The sequence below is a fragment of the Shewanella sp. NKUCC05_KAH genome (genome assembly GCF_019345585.1).
Classification (GTDB): Bacteria; Pseudomonadota; Gammaproteobacteria; order Enterobacterales; family Shewanellaceae; genus Shewanella; species Shewanella oncorhynchi.
This window is the reverse complement of record NZ_JAHKQZ010000014.1, coordinates 127,086-143,540: the sequence shown is the minus strand read 5'-3', so window position 1 is coordinate 143,540 and position 16,455 is coordinate 127,086. Positions and strand designations below refer to the sequence as shown.

The window sequence follows — 16,455 nt, the reverse complement described above, 5'->3', positions numbered from 1 at the left end:
CCCGTAAACGCTAAACTTCTAACAACTGAAGTTACTGCTCCCCAAACACTACTTTCCAACACATTTCTGTCCAAAAACGAGTCACATATCTTCTTTAAAACAAACAGGCTACACCGATGTTAAACAGGAGAGCCATGGTGATTAGTGAGACGACCGTCCGCCCCATGGACGGGGCGGTCGAGCATCCACGGATGGGCTAGCTGCGTGTCGTCGAGCAAATACCATGGCTCGCCTATAATTCAGCGCTTTCAGAGCCAACTCAATTACCTCGCAGGCTCAGCGTTACAAACCTCTGATAGTCTGTAAATTTGTTGTATCACACACCAATAACCTTTACCCAATCGCCAGTTTAGTTTCTGCATAGCGCAGTTTCTTGGTCCTTGGGCTGGCGAGGAAGTAGGCGAGTACGAGTGGACCTAGGCGACCCATGAACATTATAAAAATGATGATGGCTTGGCCTAGAGTCGTTAAGTTGCCTGTCAAACCTCGGGATAAACCGACTGTGCCCAGTGCCGATACGGCCTCAAAGACGATATCAATTAACGGTGCGTTTTCACTTAATACCAGTGCGAAGATGGCTAGCCAAGTGACACCAATGGAGATCATGGTTAGTGCCAAGGCTTTGCTGACAGTGTCTTTGGGGATCTCGCGCTTAAATACATAAATAGCTTCATCGCGGCGTAAGTAGCCATAAGTAGCCAAGATGAGCACCATAAAGGTGACGACTTTAATACCGCTGGCGGTGCTTAGTGAGCCGCCGCCAATAAACATCAATACCAGCATGAGTAGCGTTGTACCATCTTCGAGTTGGTCAATTGCTAGTGTATTAAAGCCTGCGGTGCGCGGTGTCACGGCTTGAAACCATGAGGCTAACCATTTACCAAGTTCGCTTAAGGGCGCCAAGGTATTGGGGTTGTTGTACTCAATAAAGTAAATCGCAATTACGGCGACGGCGTTGATAATTATAGTGCCTGTGATCATCATGCGGCTGTAAACGCTGAGTTTTGACCAACGCTTGTTCCTACGAAGATCTATCCACACCGAGAATCCAAGGCCACCTATGATGAGCAGGCCCGTGATGGTGAGATTAATGACAGGATCGGCAACATAGGGCATTAGGCTGTCGGCACTGAGGGCAAAACCTGCGTTGTTAAAGGCGCTGATGGTGTAGAAAAAACCGTGGAATAAGCTGGTTTGCCAACCGAGTTCCTGACTCCAGTGCACGGAAAGAATGGCCATGCCTACGGCTTCAACCAGCAGAGAAAACACTAACACTGATTTTGCCGTTGACACTAGAGTCGATGTATCTGTTTGATTAAAAGCCTCTTTTGCGACTGTTTGGTGTAAAAAACCAATTCTACCGCCAATGGCGATCAAGGTGACAATGGCGAAGGTCATCAGCCCAAGTCCACCGCATTGGATTAACAGCGCTATGACGATTTGCCCAAAGGGCGTAAAAACAGTGCCAGTATCGACAACGACAAGTCCTGTCACTGTTACCGCCGAGGTGGCCGTGAACAGACTTTGTAGCCACGTAATAGACGATTCGGTTGCTATCGGCAGTTTGAGTAAGCAAGTGCCTAAGATGATCAACAATGCAAAGCTCACGCTTAGGATAAAGGGCGGTGCGCCTAACAACTTTTTACTCGATTTGGGTTTATGCTCAATCGCCATGATGGAGGGATGCCATTGAACCAAGTTACACCAACCTTGGCGCTAGGTATTTGAGCTCAGTACGGCTACCGCAGAGCAGTAAGGCGTCATTCGTTTGCAGGATAAATTGACTATCAATTTTGCTGAAAATCGTCAGATCCCGCTTAACCATAATGGCGGCAACTTTGCCTTTAGGATTGCGTATCACATTGCTTTTTGCATCATCTTTAACATCATCCTGTGCAGCGCCGAGGAGTTGGCTGACAGTGATTTGATCAAGGTGAGGCTTGATATGGATTTCGACCACATAGAGACCATCACCAATCGGCAGGAAATTGTTCACCATAGGATAGTTGAGTGACTGGGCGACACGTATGCCCATTTCTTCCTCTGGATGTATGATGCGGGCGACGCCGAGTTTAGAGACGATAGTGTGATGGGCTTTAGTGCTGGCCTTGACCCAAATGACTTCTACTCCCAGATTTTTCAGTGCCAAGGTGCACAGCAAACTTGATTGCATATCTTCGCCAATTGCGACCAGTACGGCTTCACTGTTTGCGAGATCTAGCTCACGTAGTGCGGCTTCGTCGGAACAATCACAAATAACCGCTTCGGTTAGGTCTTCTACGTATTTTTCCACCATTTTAGGGTCACTATCCACGCCAGTGACCGTGTGGCCTAAGTGGATCAATTCTAGGCTAGCGGCGACACCAAATCGCCCTAAGCCAATAACGGTAAAATGTGCCATTAAAATATCCTTTTCTAATTTATAACAGATGCTTATCTATTGTTTGTTAAGCGATAACCTAGGCCCGCTTCCGTCTTAATGAGCTGCTGCTCGCTGCTGTCATTGAGTTTTTTACGTAACTGACTGACTAAGATCCGCAGATAATGACTGTCATCTTGATGGGTTTTACCCCAAATATCCCGCAGTAATTCAGTTTGTTTAACGAGCTGACCAGGGTGAGACATTAAGGTCTCCATCAGGGCAAACTCCTTTTTGGTTAAGGCGATTTCTTGCTGATCGAGCCAAAGCTGGTGGGTACTTTTTTGCAACTTAAGTGCGCCAAACTGCAGTAAATCACTTAATGGCGGTTCATCGACTAAATCGCGGACTAAAACCTTGATGCGCGCGATTAACTCCCTGATCCCAAATGGCTTGCTGAGATAGTCATTGGCGCCTGCTTCCAAAAGACGAATTTTTTCTTCCTCCTGATCGCGGGCGGTTAAGATAAGCACCGGCACTTTGTCACTCTGACGTAGGGTTTGCAGCAAGCTGATGCCATCACCATCGGGTAGGCCAAGATCGAGCACTAACACGTGTGGCTGCTGCGCATGATATTGCGCTAGGGCTGACGCAATCGAGGCGGCGCCATGATATTCGAATCCTTCCGCTTCTAACGATATCCGCATAAAAGTGTGGATTTGCGCTTCGTCATCGACGACCAGCACCTTATAAGCCATTTATTCCTCTCCCTTTTTTATTGGCAATGCGATACGAATAAGGCTGCCATGAGCGACAGGTTCGGCGCTGATCTGGCCACCATGGGCGGTAATTATGCCCTTAGCAACAGCAAGCCCAAGGCCCGAGCCGCTATCGGTTGAGGGATGCTGGCGATAAAAGAGTTCAAAAATTGCCTGCGCTTGAGCGGGTTCTATGCCAAGACCCTCATCTTGGATATCTAACAGTAACGCATCGCCCTGCTGATACGCTTTTACTATGACTTGCTTATCAGAAGGCGAATAGCGCAGCGCATTATCCAATACATTAAAAATAGCTTGTTCAATCAATGAGCTGCATATCATCAGTGACGGTAGATCGGCGTCACTCTTGATGATAATGCGCGGCTGCGTGGCTGGAAAACGGGCAATAGCTTGGTGCAATACATTCATTATGGCGTCTTCACTCAAGCTAAACTTGAGTGCGCCGTGTTGTAACTTAGTGGCTTGCAGCAGGTTTTCGATATATTGGTGCAGGCGATGGCTTTCGGCCGCCGCGCTATCAATCAGCTCATCCTTTTGGTCTGGGCTGAGCTTAGGCATGTATTCCTTTAAGGTGGTGAGCGTGCCTATGATAGTGGCGAGTGGGGTGCGTAAATCGTGGGAAACTGACAGCAAAATACTGTTGCGTAACTGAGCTTGTTCGAGAGCATCTTGCTGACGTCGATAGTGTTCGGCTAATTTGCTGGTGGTGAGGGCGACAAGCAGAAACACACTGAGATTGAGAATGTCCTCAAGATTAAACATCTGGAGTGAATAACGTGGTGTGGTAAATAGAAAATTAAAGCTGGTCGCCTCAAATACTGCCGCAAAATAGGCCAAGTTGGCGTTGCATTGTAGGGCTACGGCCACTACGGCCAATTGTAAAATCAGTAGTACGGCGATAGTCGAGTTTGAAAAGTGATCGATAAAGGCGCTGCTGAAAATGGCCGTCACTAGCACTATGAAGGTAAATAAAGTCGGGTGCGAACGCCAGTATTGTGTCATGGGAGCCGCTATGGATGAAGTCATGAATAGAAAGACGCATATAAAGAAAGTGCCTGTACTTTAGCAAAGGCATTTTAAGATAGCGCGTAAAAATGTCGTAAAATTTGTAACCTTGTGAGTGGCTTAGCTTGCACTTAGCTTAGGCAAATCGAGCTTGTTCACATCACACTTTGGGTAAATGATAAGGCTTACCGCATACACTTATGTTGTAAGCCTTAACCCTGGCGCAGGCCCTTACGTATGTTGCCAAAGCGCTTATCCACCACTAACCCTGAGTCATTGACTTGCCCGTCATTGAGCTAAGCATCACCAAGGTATTGGTGGGGGCACTAAGCGTTTGCCACTATAGCCAGTAACGGCGGCGAAGCGGGGATCTTCGGCTTCCCAATCTGCCTGTGCTTTGACTATTTCATCTTTGCTATGGCCAACAAAGTTCCACCAAATGCTGACAGGATCAGCCAATGGCGCGCCGCCAATCAGCAGTATGCGACAACCCGCTTCGAGTTTTATGGTGATGGTTTCGCGTAGCATGCCAAGGTAGGCGAGGTGGTTATTATCAAAACTGTCATCCTCGATTTGGAAGCGGCCTTCCAGTGGCATGAGGGCATATTCGAAACTAGGGTCGAGATTCAGAGTGAGTTCAGCGTCATGGGCGGCAAACAGATCTATGGCAACGATAGGTGAGAAGTGTAATGTGGGCGCCTGTTTATGATGCCAACTGCCAATCAGTAGGGTGAATTCGACGCCTGACTCGTGCCAAGTCGGCAGCTCTGGGTAGTGATCGAATCTCGGAGTGGTATCTTTGTGTTCCAGTGGTAAGGCAATCCATAGTTGGGCTGCGTGCATAGTGTGATGGCCCGCTATCGACTCTTCGGTGTGGGCTATGCCGTGTCCGGCTGTCATCAGGTTAACTTGTTTTGGGCGGATCACTTGAGCACTGCCGAGGCTGTCCCTGTGCATGATTTCGCCTTCGAGCATCCAAGTAAAGGTTTGCAACCCAATGTGTGGATGTTGGCCGACGTTTAACTGCGGGCCGTCGGTGATTGGGCCAATATGGTCGAGAAAGCACCAGGGGCCGATAAGACGGCGCTCTTTTTGTGGAATAGCCCGTGCGACAGGTATGCCGCCGACATCACTGATTTTGGGGGCAATTCGTTGAGCTTGAATGCGGCCATTTTCAATAGGACATTCCTTAGGGCCACCATAAAACTGTGCTTGTAGTTCACTCATGTTCGCTCCTTATTCCATTACTAGGGCATGCTCAGTTCAGTTTGGCTCGGTTCAGTGCTGCTAAGTGTGAACCTAGAATCTCGCATGGGGGCAGATCTCATCTTGCATTCGAGCCGAAGGTTTTAGCTTCGGGTATTCCGGTCGATTTTGCAAATTGTGGCAGTGACCTGATAGAGGGCAACTGCACTTTTTAGTGGTTAACTTAACGTGTTTTAGGATCTTCAAGTTGCCCTTCGATAGCCTTTGATAGCCTAATTCAAGTACGAATGTGTGACTGAGCCCGCGTGAATGGGACTTTTATCTGTCCTTTACTTTAGCAAGCCTGTATTTATGTGGGCATTAGCGTTTGATGTTTTACTCGAGCCTAAATACGAGTGTTTGACAAGTTTGGGGCTCGGTGATTTTTATCATCCATGTCTTACGTTGGATCTGCAAAATCGAGTCTATCTTTTATGGGAGCTTGTGTTGGCGGCAAAGCCTGTCTTCACCCTAATCCATTCAGCGTACAGGCTTAACACTCATAAATATATCATTGGTAAATATAACGTTGGGCTGTGATTCAGCGTAATAGATCAAGGAGAAAGCGTGCTCGAAAATCAAATGATGTTACTGGCGGTATTTGAACGGGCGGCCTTGATGCTGATGACCTTGTTCTTTTTAACTCGCACTCGACCGTTTCAGCGTTTATTCCAAAAGCGTAATCATACCCCCGCAGAGTTGGTTTCTGTGGCGGCGATATTTTGCTTATTTGCAGTGTTTAGTACTTATACCGGCATTGAGGTTGAAGGCGCGTTGGTCAACGTGCGGATTATCGCAATTATTTCTGGCGGGATTCTATTTGGCCCTTGGGTTGGTATTCCTGCGGGCGTGCTGTCGGGGCTACATAGATATCTGATTGATATGGATGGTGATACCTCTATTCCGTGTTTAATCGCTAGCATTATTGCCGGCCTTATGGCGACGTGGATTTATTACAAATGTCCCAAATCTAAGTTGTGGATTTATGGCATTGCGGCGGGCATGTTGTGCGAAACGCTGACCATGTTGTTGATTTGGTTGCTGACAGATCCACACGAGGTGGGCGTTGAGATAGTGAGTCATATTGCCTATCCCATGATTGCGGGCACTGTATGTATCGGACTGATTATCAAGCTAGTGCAAGACCTCGACGATGAGAAAGAGCTTATTGCCGCTAAGCAGGCCAAGCTCGCGCTGGATATTGCCAATAAAACCTTACCCTTTTTCCGCAAGATTGACCGCCATGCCTTAGAGCAAGTGTGCGCTGTGATCCGTAATGAAATCCATGCCGATGCCGTGGCGATTACCGATACTCGCGATGTATTAGCCTATATGGGCGTTGGTAAAGATTACTACGAGGTTGATGGTCATCAAGCGATTAGCGAAATGACTCAAAGGGCGATAGAGCAAGATCAAAACATTATTAACAACGACTTACGCCAATATCATTTATCGGACTTTCATTCGGTCATCATAATCCCGCTGCGCGAAAACGGCACTGTGAGTGGCACGCTGAAGATTTACTATCGCAATACCTATCGTATCACTAGCTCGTTGCGGGAGATGGCCGTGGGTTTGTCGCAGCTGATTTCGACCCAGATGGAAGTGTCGCGTATCGAGCAACTGCAAGAGATGACCCGCAAGGCGGAGTTCACTGCGTTGCAGAGCAAGATTAATCCACATTTTTTATTTAATGCCCTCAATGCGATTTCTTCTTTGATCCGTATTCGGCCACAGCAGGCGCGACAGTTGATTGCTAATCTGGCCGATTATCTGCGCTATAACTTGGCTAAAGGCGATGAGCTGATTGATATCCAAGAAGAAGTGAAGCAAGTCCGTGATTATGTGGCGATTGAGCAGGCGCGCTTTGGCGACAAGCTTGAAGTGATCTTCGATGTCGACGATGTGCATTTTTGTGTACCTTGCCTCTTGTTACAGCCGCTGGTGGAAAACGCGATTTTGCACGGCATTCAACCGCGTAGTGCACCGGGCAGAGTGACCATAGAAGTGAAAAAACTTGATGCAGGCATTCGCGTCGCCGTGCGCGATACTGGCTATGGGATCCGCCAAGAGGTGATTGATGGTGTCGCTGCTGGCCGTGTAGAAAGCAGCAGTATCGGGCTGATGAATGTGCACCAGAGAGTGAAGTTATTGTACGGCGAAGGTTTGCAGCTTAAACGGCTCGAGCCGGGGACTGAAGTCAGTTTTTACTTACCGGAAAATGAGGCGCAAGTATGTTAAAAGCCATCATAGTTGAAGATGAATATCTCGCCCGTGAGGAGCTAGAGTATTTAGTGAAGAGCCACAGTGAGATAGACATAGTGGCTAGCTTCGAGGATGGCTTAGAGGCCTTTAAATATTTGCAGGATCACGAGGTCGATGTGGTGTTTTTGGATATCCAAATACCGTCCATTGATGGCCTCTTGTTGGCGAAGAATCTGCATAAATCGACCCATCCTCCCCATGTGGTGTTTGTTACTGCCTATAAAGAATTTGCAGTAGAAGCATTTGAGCTCGAAGCCTTCGATTATATTCTCAAGCCCTACAATGAACCGCGGATCATCAGCTTATTGCAGAAGATTGAACAGGTGGGACGACAAGCACCAAAGCCACAACATGAGGCCGCGAGTAATACCAGTCGAACCGTGAATTTAGTCAAAGGTGAGCGGATTATCGTCACGCCCTGCGAGCAAATTTATTATGCCGAGGCCGATGAAAAACTCACCTATGTGTACACCCGCACCGACCGTTATGTGATGCAGATGACTATCAGTGAGTTTGTGAGTCGTTTGCCTGCTGAAGGTTTTTTCCGCTGTCACCGTTCCTATTGCGTCAATATCAACAAGATCCGCGAAATCGTGCCTTGGTTCAACAGTACTTACCTGATTAGGTTGCATGATTTGTCGTTCGAGGTGCCCGTTAGCCGTAGTAATATTAAGGCTTTTCGACAGCTGATGAGGCTGTAATTGTCATTCATTCCTGCAGATCTGTATTTCATGCCTTAATTGATCGGCGCGAATCGCATCTCTCTTATAGTGGACTCAATTCCTGATCCCCTAAAGCGAGATGCATCATGACTAAAGAGATGAACCGTACTCGGTACCTGACCTTAGTTGGTACTATTATCACCCAGTTTGCACTCGGCTCAGTTTACACTTGGAGCCTGTTCAATGCGCAGTTGGCCGTTAAGCTCGACGAACCCGTCAGCCAAGTGGCGTTTGTGTTTGGTTTGCTGAGTTTGTCTTTGGCCGTGGCATCTTCCATGGCGGGCAAATTACAGGAACGTTTTGGCGTACGTAATGTCACCTTAGGCGCAGGCCTGTTACTCGGCGTTGGATTCTTACTCACTGCCCAAGCCAGCAACTTGATGATGCTTTACCTGTGCGCAGGGATTTTAGTGGGCTTTGCCGATGGCACTGGCTACTTGATGACCTTGTCTAACTGCGTGAAGTGGTTCCCCGAACGCAAAGGGCTGATTTCGGCGTTAGCGATTGGCGCTTATGGTCTAGGTAGCCTCGGATTTAAATACATTAACGTGCTATTACTCGAAAACACTGGCCTTGAAACCACCTTCCAACTGTGGGGCCTGATCGCCATGGCGTTGGTCTTGTGTGGCGGTATGTTGATGAAAGATGCGCCTGCACAATCAGCTGCAAGTCAGCAAGCCGAAAGCCGCGACTTCACCCTCGCAGAAGCCATGCGTAAGCCGCAATACTGGATGCTGGCGCTGATGTTCCTGTCGGCCTGTATGAGTGGTTTGTATGTGATTGGTGTAGCGAAAGATATCGGCGAGAAGATGGTCGACTTGCCTGTACTGGTCGCCGCCAATGCTGTTGCTGTGATTGCTATGGCGAACCTCAGTGGTCGTTTAGTGCTGGGTATACTGTCGGACAAAATCCCCCGCATTCGGGTTATTTCGCTGGCGCAGATCATCACCTTAGTCGGTATGGTGTTACTGTTGTTCATTCCTTTGAATGCTAACCTGTTCTTCGTTGCGGTCGCCTGCGTTGCCTTTAGTTTTGGTGGCACTATCACTGTTTATCCATCATTGGTGAGCGACTTCTTCGGTCTGAATAACCTGACTAAAAACTATGGGGTTATCTACTTAGGTTTCGGTATCGGCAGCATTATTGGTTCGATTGTCGCCTCGTTATTTGGTGGCTTTATTGCAACCTTTAACGTGATTTTAGTACTGCTGGTGGTGGCGTTAGTGATGTCATTAACCATTCGTATGCCAGAGCCCAAAACTCCAGCGTCAGCTAAGAGAGCGACTAAGAGTACGCCTCGCTTAGTGAATATGACGGCTGAATCTGCATAGGCGTAAGCTAAGCTTTTCCTCTTTAGCCAAAAGCTAACACAAAAAATCCGCAGCCAAATGACTGCGGATTTTTTACTTTTTATCCCGTGTTTTATGGGCGAGGTTGTTATTCATTTAAGGCTCACTGACTTATCTATGTGATTGCACTTTTGATGTTAGCTCAGTGCTGCCTCTTTTTTATCACACCAACAACAGGTAACTTGATAGCCATAAAGCGTTATTCAGGATGTGTTGATGTTAACGGACCCTCTTTTTTGGTTGGTGGCGATACCCGCAGTCTTGATTACTGGGATTTCTAAATCCGGTTTTGCGGGTGGCGTGGGCGGCTTAACTGTCCCACTATTGGCGCTGGCCATTAGCCCTGCTACAGCGGCGGCAGTCATGTTACCACTGCTGATTTATATGGATTTTTTAAGTGTTCGTTCCTGGTGGGGGCAACATAATCCGCGTCATTTATGGATACTATTGCCCGCGGCGGTAGTGGGCATAGTCATAGCCTATTGGTTGTTCGATCGATTAAACGAAGATTACTTACGGGCGATTCTAGGCTGTGTGTCCTTAGGTTTTGGTTTGTATGGTTTGATCCTTGGGGATAAAACTCAAGCATCACCTTCACCTCTGGTTGGGCGCTTGTGTGGCTTAACCGCCGGATTTACGAGCTTTGTTGCCCATGCGGGCGGGCCGCCACTCAACGCTTATTTGTTGCCGTTGCGCTTAGCCAAGGCAGAGTTTTTAGCCACTGCCGTGGTGTTTTTTGCGGTGGTGAATCTGGTTAAACTTGTTCCTTACAGTTTGCTTGGGCAGATTAACCAAGAGAATATTATCGTTTCTCTGTTATTGGTGCCGCTTGCGTGGTTAGGGGTAAAGTTAGGTTTGTTCATTCAAGATAAAATTGACGATAGGTTATTTAAACGCATCATCTTGATTTTAATGGTGCTGGTGGGTGTGCGTTTATTGTGGACGGCGTTATAGTTTTAAGCTTTAGGTTATATTAGTCTGCTAGAGTGCGCGGGTGTTGGGGCGTTTTGATCCCCAGCCGCCCTGAATTTACCTGATAAAAACTCAAAATTACGTTACTGAGAAATCTGCCTGCAATGAGTTTGAAGCTATGAAACGATTACTGATAGTTATCTTAGCCTTAGGCCTTGGCGCTTGTGCTAGCGCGCCAGAACCTAAGCCTGTGGTAAAGCAAGTTGAACCCGCCACGGTTTGGAATGATAGCAATATCTCCGAACTGCATTCTGAATGGCGTGGAGTACCTTATCGCCTTGGTGGTGGCACTAAGCGTGGTATAGATTGCTCGGCCTTTGTGTCTGTCGCCTATCAGAAGATGTTGGGTATGACCTTACCGCGCACGGTTGAAGAGCAACAAGCCTTAGGTAAACCCGTGCCGAGAAATCAACTGCGCAAGGGTGACTTGGTATTTTTCAAGACGGGCTGGAGCACACACCATGTCGGCATTTATGTAGGAGGCGATAATTTTCTACATGTTTCCACTAGCCAAGGGGTAAAGATTTCGAGCCTGCATAACAGTTATTGGGCGTCTAAGTATTGGAATGCACGGCGGATTTAGCCCTTTGATCGTTTTTATCTTTTGAATGGCTCAACTTGCAGTGTGAGTGCCTGAGCTAATCTCCCTTTATGGCATGTTTTTATCGGCCCAATGCTGCTTTGCTTTGGGGAAGGCGTTTGTCATCAATGAACAATTTTTAAATTCCGAGTGTCTAAACGGTGTTGCGCGAACTTCATCACGTTTTAGTCGCCCCCTTTTCCGAGCATTTATGCTATTTTAGCTGCGGCTTAAGGTCGAAGCTGTCGCGGCTTCTTCCATGCTTGATGTCGACAATTTTCACTTCGGCATGTTTCATTTCAACATCATTGGGGATTTCCTATGAGCAAAGCAAAAATCGGTATTGTGACGGTCAGCGATCGCGCCAGCGCGGGAATTTATGAAGATATCTCAGGCAAGGCGATTATCGACACGCTCAACGACTATCTCACCAGCGAGTGGGAACCGATTTATCAAGTGATCCCCGATGAGCAGGATGTGATTGAAGCAACGCTGATCAAAATGGCCGACGAGCAGGATTGCTGTTTGATTGTCACCACTGGCGGTACTGGTCCAGCGAAACGCGATGTCACCCCAGAAGCGACAGAAGCCGTCTGCGATCGCATGATGCCAGGCTTTGGCGAGTTGATGCGCGCCGAATCCTTAAAATTTGTACCCACCGCCATTTTATCTCGCCAAACCGCAGGGTTACGTGGCGATTCATTGATTGTGAATTTGCCCGGCAAGCCAAAATCGATTCGCGAATGTTTGGATGCGGTGTTCCCCGCCATTCCTTACTGTATCGACTTGATGGAAGGCCCGTATTTAGAGTGCAATGAGTTAGTTATCAAACCATTCAGGCCTAAGGCTAAGTAATCTTGCTATTGAGCCTGTAAAAAATAAAGCCACTGAAAATCCAGTGGCTTTATTGTTTGAGTACTAGACAAGAGCTTAGGGTTCATAACTGATTAATCTGCTGCTTTAGTTCGTACTCTGGCTCTGTCACTATTTTTTCAAGCACTTGTACTCGCTCAATTAGTGTTTGGTTTTGTAGGCTGAGTTGAGTCACTTTGTCCTCAAGGTGCCTATTGTCTGCGGTGCCCACTCCAAGTTGGCGCGCCTTTAGATAGTGTTTAAACATTTCAGTGGCGCTGAGGCCAATAATGAAGCTGACCATAATCACCATTAAGACAAATTCGTTTTCCATAACAAACTCCCGTAGCTATTGAGGTTTTCAACTTGGGGACGACTTAGTTATCGCTCCTCAAGTTTGTCGTCCCCAAGTTTATCAATTGAAGCGCCCTATAAACCGAAGATCACTTTTTCACTCTTGAGCGACCTTTCCATGCCAAAGGCGAGCAATACCGCAATGGCGAGTGTGCCTAAGGTCGAAACCAGTAACTGCAGCATGGGCAAGTCTTTACCTTTGATAAAGTCCATTAATGCCTGTTGCTGACCCGAGACGGGCAACCACTGCAGCATATCTGGCGCTATGTTGTAACTGGCGGCCATCGACAGGGCTAAGGGCACAAACAGCACCATAGTCAGATAGGACTGAGCTTCCTTAAAGGTTTTCGCCATAAAAGACACAAAAAGTTGCAGACAAGCGGCCATTAACGCGACGGGGATGCCGACCACTAACATCAGCAGCATAAATTCTGTGGTGATGTTGACGCTAAAGCCTAATTCCTGCCATGGCACAAAGGCGTAGGCGATTTTAGACACCAGCAAGATCAGCACTAAACCGAGCAAAGCGAACAGGCTTACCGCAATTATTTTTGACAGCACTAATTGGCGTGTGGTCAGCGGGTGGCTCAATAGCAGGGCCAAGGAGTTGCGTTCGCGCTCACCGGCACTGGTATCGATAGCTAGGTTCATGCCCGAGATAAATACCGAGTAAATCATAGTAAAAATGGCGATACCTAAGATCATCCCACCCTTAGAGTCTGTAGTGGCTTTGTCTTGCACATTCACTTTAAGCGGTTGCACCACGTGCGGGTCGATACCGCGGGCAATTAAACGTAAACTGCCCATTTCAGCGCTGTAGGCCTGCAGTTGTTTCTCGAGTCTACGAATCGAGTTCTGCAGTTTCTCCTCAGAGTTATCGGCCACGATAGTGATTTCGGCGCTTTTGCCTTGGTTCATCTGCGCGGCATAGTCGGTGCTGATGATGAGCTCTATGGCTTTAAGGTCTTTGGCGTCAGAGCCATCGGCTGCGCCTTGAGTGATGCCTTTATTCGATAAAAATCTTACTAAATCCGGTGCTTTATCGGGATTTTTAATGGTGATTTTCAAATCATCAGGACTGGTTAGCTGGCCAATTAACACCATAAATAGGCCGCACATGATCAACGGTGTGCCTATGGCGTAGTACAGACCCGCCATCACAGAGCGCTTATCGCGGGCGGCATCGATGAGTTCTTTACGAACCATAGCGATTATTTTATTCATGCTGTCATTCCCTTATCCATGATCTTATCTATCTGAGCTTGTACATCATTGATGCTGCCTGCATTCTTGTTAGTTTGAGTCATCATGCCGCTATCCCTTCATCCGTGCCGATAAGTTGAATAAAGGCTTCTTCGAGCGAGTCTTTGCCCGTTTGAATGCAAAGCTCAGTTGGGCTGCCAATGGCAACGACTCTGCCTTGGGCCATGACGATCACTTGGTCACACAGTGCGGCGACTTCCTGCATCACATGGCTCGAGAACAGCACGCAATGTCCTTGATTTTTAAGGTCGATAAGAATGTCACGCAGCAGGCGAGTGCTCATCACATCCAGCCCACGGGTCGGCTCGTCGAGGATAATATTGCTCGGGCTGTGGACGATTGCCTGTGCGAGGGCGGTTTTCATTCTTTGCCCTTGGGAGAAGCCTTTGCAGCGGCGATCGCTAATGTCTTCGAGGCGCAATTTCGCAATCACTTGGCTGGTTGCTTCCTTAGCATCCTTGGATGATAAGCCGCTTAGCTCGGCAAAATAGCGAATGTATTCCCGTGGCGTTAAGCGTTCATACAGACCAAAAGGGTCGGGGAATAGCCCGAGTTGCTGCTTAGCGCCAATAGGGTCGATGGCGACATCTATGCCTTCGATTTCAGCCTTGCCGTTATCGGGTTTCAGCAGGCCAAAAATCGTGCGTAAACAGGTCGTTTTACCTGCCCCGTTCGGGCCGAGTAATCCTGTGATTTGGCCGTTTTGTGCGACAAAACTTAAGTCATTCAGCGCCTGCACGTCACCGATGCGCTTGGAAAGATGGGATACTTTAATCATGGCTTATTCCTTAGCTCCAGTGCTGGCGTGGTCATCTGTTGTGGTGGTTTTTGTGCTGATCGCATTAAGCGGTTCCACCGAGCTGGCATTTAAATAAAAGCTGCGGCGCACATCTTTGTTCAAACATTCGCCGTCGAGATCGTTGACTGAGCCCGAGCGGACGAGATCGGCAATCAGGTTATTGGCGCAGGATTGATAGGCCACACCGTGGGTCGCATAAGGAGCGACAAAGTGCTTGGCATTGGTGAGTTTTTCCATGGCTAACTCGCCCCAGCTTGGTGGGGTGGCGGGGTCGATTTCGCCGGATAACAACAAGGTCGGAATGTTGCTGTTGATGGGCTCGCTAAAGCTGTTATCGACCGCAGGGACTTTCCATACTGAACAAGTCGCCTCTAAGCCTTCGAGCATGGTTCTGCCCATAAAGGATTTTTTGGCCTGCTCGCGCATGGTTGGGGTAATGCGGTGCATATCTTCGCCACAGACAACAGAGGCGTGCATGCCCATCGCCATGCCAGCATTGTCGATAGTGAGGGCATAGAGGCCGAGTATAGGTTGGAAGTTGTTTTTCGATGCTTGATGAATCGCATGGGGCAAGAGGGCGCGCACATTGGCTTGATACAGCGCCATGCGGATCGAACCAGAGAATTTACCGCGCGTCATGGTCAACATGGTTTTTTCGCCCGTGACGGGATCGTAAACGTTTTCCATCACAGGGCCAGTGGCGAGCTTAGCGTCGACTCGCTCAAAGTCTGCCTTTAACTGGGGAAATTGGCTGTTACAGGCGGCGGTTGCTTGGCAATCCTTAAATAATAAGTCGAAGCCACGATCAATCGCCGAGCCAATTTCTAATACGCTTTGCTGCATGGGCACTATGCCGTCTAAGGTCACTGTGGCTAAGTGCTCTGGATATAAACGCATGTAAAGTTGCGCCATGCGAGTGCCGTAGGAGATGCCGTAAATATGCAGTTTTTTATAGCCTAAGTGCGCTCGCACGGCTTCGAAGTCTTTAATCGCATTGAGGCTGCCATATTGAGTCACGTCGGCATCAATTTTGGCTAAGCATTTTTGCGTTTCGGCTAAGGTATCGACATTATTGTCATCGAAAGACAGCGGAGATTGAGCCCCTTCATCGCAGGCCAGCACATTCGAACGGCCAGTGCCCCTTTGATCAATCAGTAAAATATCCCGCTGTTGGCGGACTTTGCTCAGCATGGCATCGAAACCTGCCGCGTTCTCTATGGCCGATTGTCCTGGGCCGCCTGCAATCGCCAGCAAGGCTTCTTCATGGTTGGCATTTTTCACCGCAGGCAAAACAACGTAATGCACTTGGATCTGTTTGCCATCGGGTTTGTTAGGGTTTTCTGGCACAGTCACAAAACCGCAGTTTAGACGATCGGAAACGCCTTCCACATAACAAGTTTCGGTGTCATTCGCCATGTTCCTAGCTATATCAGCCGTCGCTTGTGTCTCTTGGCTTTTCACATCACTCGCCCACGTCGCCGTACTTGCCATTGCCAGTATGAGTGCGCTCATTCTCAAAGTATGCGTGCGCCATGTGGCACTAGTCGCACCATGCCGTGGCTGAGTTGGCACAAGGCGTTGAACTGTGTTGCTTAACTTCCTGTGTGTCATGCTATGTATCATGCGCGCTTTCCTTTTTGCATTTCAGGACGAGTTGTAAATTTAGATACAAAATATCGGTATATTAATGTGTTAACAAGGTGTGAGCGGGCAGTGCTGGGCGTTTTTCATGTCAACCTAAGTTGTTGTGAACCTATTTACAAGCACTGAAACGAACAAGTTGTGTTTTTTGGGGATAAGAAAAACTCTGGCAAGGCGATGTCATTAGCAGATAAAAGCCTATTTACAGCGTGATTTGGGCGACATTTGCACAACATTAGAGCAAAAACTCTTAGTTTTTATTTGGCCTTC

At 48.0% G+C, this 16,455-nt stretch carries 15 protein-coding genes; 6 read left to right on the top strand and 9 right to left on the bottom strand.

Translation table 11 applies throughout. The features are described 5' to 3' along the window. Positions 1–333: 333 nt before the first annotated feature. From KO533_RS13940 to KO533_RS13920, 5 genes are all read right to left on the bottom strand, one after another. A complete protein-coding gene (locus KO533_RS13940) occupies positions 334–1,698 on the bottom strand; it encodes a TrkH family potassium uptake protein (RefSeq protein WP_219254701.1) in 1,365 nt (454 codons plus the stop codon). Position 1,699: 1 nt separating this feature from the next. Next, complete coding sequence (locus tag KO533_RS13935; RefSeq protein WP_219254699.1) at positions 1,700–2,401, bottom strand: TrkA family potassium uptake protein; 702 nt, start codon at positions 2,399–2,401, stop codon at positions 1,700–1,702. 32 nt (positions 2,402–2,433) lie between these two features. Next, on the bottom strand, positions 2,434–3,117 hold the full coding sequence (locus KO533_RS13930) for a response regulator transcription factor (protein ID WP_219254697.1): 684 nt from the start codon (positions 3,115–3,117) through the stop codon (positions 2,434–2,436). Beyond that, the gene (locus KO533_RS13925; RefSeq protein WP_113941211.1) at positions 3,118–4,164 is read right to left on the bottom strand and encodes an ATP-binding protein; all 1,047 of its coding nucleotides are present in this window, start codon (positions 4,162–4,164) and stop codon (positions 3,118–3,120) included. It abuts the gene before it with no gap. Between the two features lie 282 nt (positions 4,165–4,446). After that, the gene (locus KO533_RS13920; protein WP_198573897.1) at positions 4,447–5,370 is read right to left on the bottom strand and encodes a pirin family protein; all 924 of its coding nucleotides are present in this window, start codon (positions 5,368–5,370) and stop codon (positions 4,447–4,449) included. A gap of 585 nt (positions 5,371–5,955) precedes the next feature. Between KO533_RS13920 and KO533_RS13915 the strand changes: the two genes are divergently transcribed. The 6 genes from KO533_RS13915 to mog all read left to right on the top strand — a co-directional run bounded on the left by KO533_RS13915 (position 5,956) and on the right by mog (position 12,131). Next, a complete protein-coding gene (locus KO533_RS13915; RefSeq protein ID WP_346014704.1) occupies positions 5,956–7,629 on the top strand; it encodes a sensor histidine kinase in 1,674 nt (557 codons plus the stop codon). Next, the gene (locus tag KO533_RS13910; RefSeq protein ID WP_105250908.1) at positions 7,623–8,354 is read left to right on the top strand and encodes a LytTR family DNA-binding domain-containing protein; all 732 of its coding nucleotides are present in this window, start codon (positions 7,623–7,625) and stop codon (positions 8,352–8,354) included. The genes KO533_RS13915 and KO533_RS13910 overlap by 7 nt, the downstream gene beginning before the upstream one ends. A 107-nt stretch (positions 8,355–8,461) precedes the next feature. Beyond that, positions 8,462–9,706 carry an MFS transporter gene (locus tag KO533_RS13905; protein ID WP_105250909.1) on the top strand — a complete coding sequence of 415 codons (1,245 nt, stop codon included), beginning with the start codon at positions 8,462–8,464 and terminating at the stop codon, positions 9,704–9,706. A gap of 234 nt (positions 9,707–9,940) precedes the next feature. Beyond that, positions 9,941–10,678, top strand: coding sequence for a sulfite exporter TauE/SafE family protein (locus KO533_RS13900; RefSeq protein WP_219254695.1), 738 nt, complete (start codon positions 9,941–9,943; stop codon positions 10,676–10,678). Positions 10,679–10,814: 136 nt separating this feature from the next. Next, positions 10,815–11,279, top strand: coding sequence for an NlpC/P60 family protein (locus tag KO533_RS13895; RefSeq protein WP_105250911.1), 465 nt, complete (start codon positions 10,815–10,817; stop codon positions 11,277–11,279). A gap of 318 nt (positions 11,280–11,597) precedes the next feature. After that, positions 11,598–12,131: a molybdopterin adenylyltransferase gene (mog, locus tag KO533_RS13890; RefSeq protein ID WP_131524547.1), complete on the top strand. Its 534-nt coding sequence runs from the start codon at positions 11,598–11,600 to the stop codon at positions 12,129–12,131. A gap of 82 nt (positions 12,132–12,213) precedes the next feature. Here mog and KO533_RS13885 read toward each other — a convergent pair whose 3' ends face one another. The 4 genes from KO533_RS13885 to KO533_RS13870 form a co-directional block, all read right to left on the bottom strand. Continuing rightward, on the bottom strand, positions 12,214–12,462 hold the full coding sequence (locus KO533_RS13885; protein ID WP_219254693.1) for a hypothetical protein: 249 nt from the start codon (positions 12,460–12,462) through the stop codon (positions 12,214–12,216). Between the two features lie 95 nt (positions 12,463–12,557). Beyond that, positions 12,558–13,706: an ABC transporter permease gene (locus tag KO533_RS13880; RefSeq protein WP_219254692.1), complete on the bottom strand. Its 1,149-nt coding sequence runs from the start codon at positions 13,704–13,706 to the stop codon at positions 12,558–12,560. 82 nt (positions 13,707–13,788) lie between these two features. Continuing rightward, entirely contained in the window at positions 13,789–14,523 is a 735-nt protein-coding gene (locus KO533_RS13875; RefSeq protein WP_219254690.1) for an ATP-binding cassette domain-containing protein, read from the bottom strand. Between the two features lie 3 nt (positions 14,524–14,526). Beyond that, positions 14,527–16,167, bottom strand: coding sequence for an alpha/beta fold hydrolase (locus KO533_RS13870; protein ID WP_219254688.1), 1,641 nt, complete (start codon positions 16,165–16,167; stop codon positions 14,527–14,529). Positions 16,168–16,455: the final 288 nt, after the last annotated feature.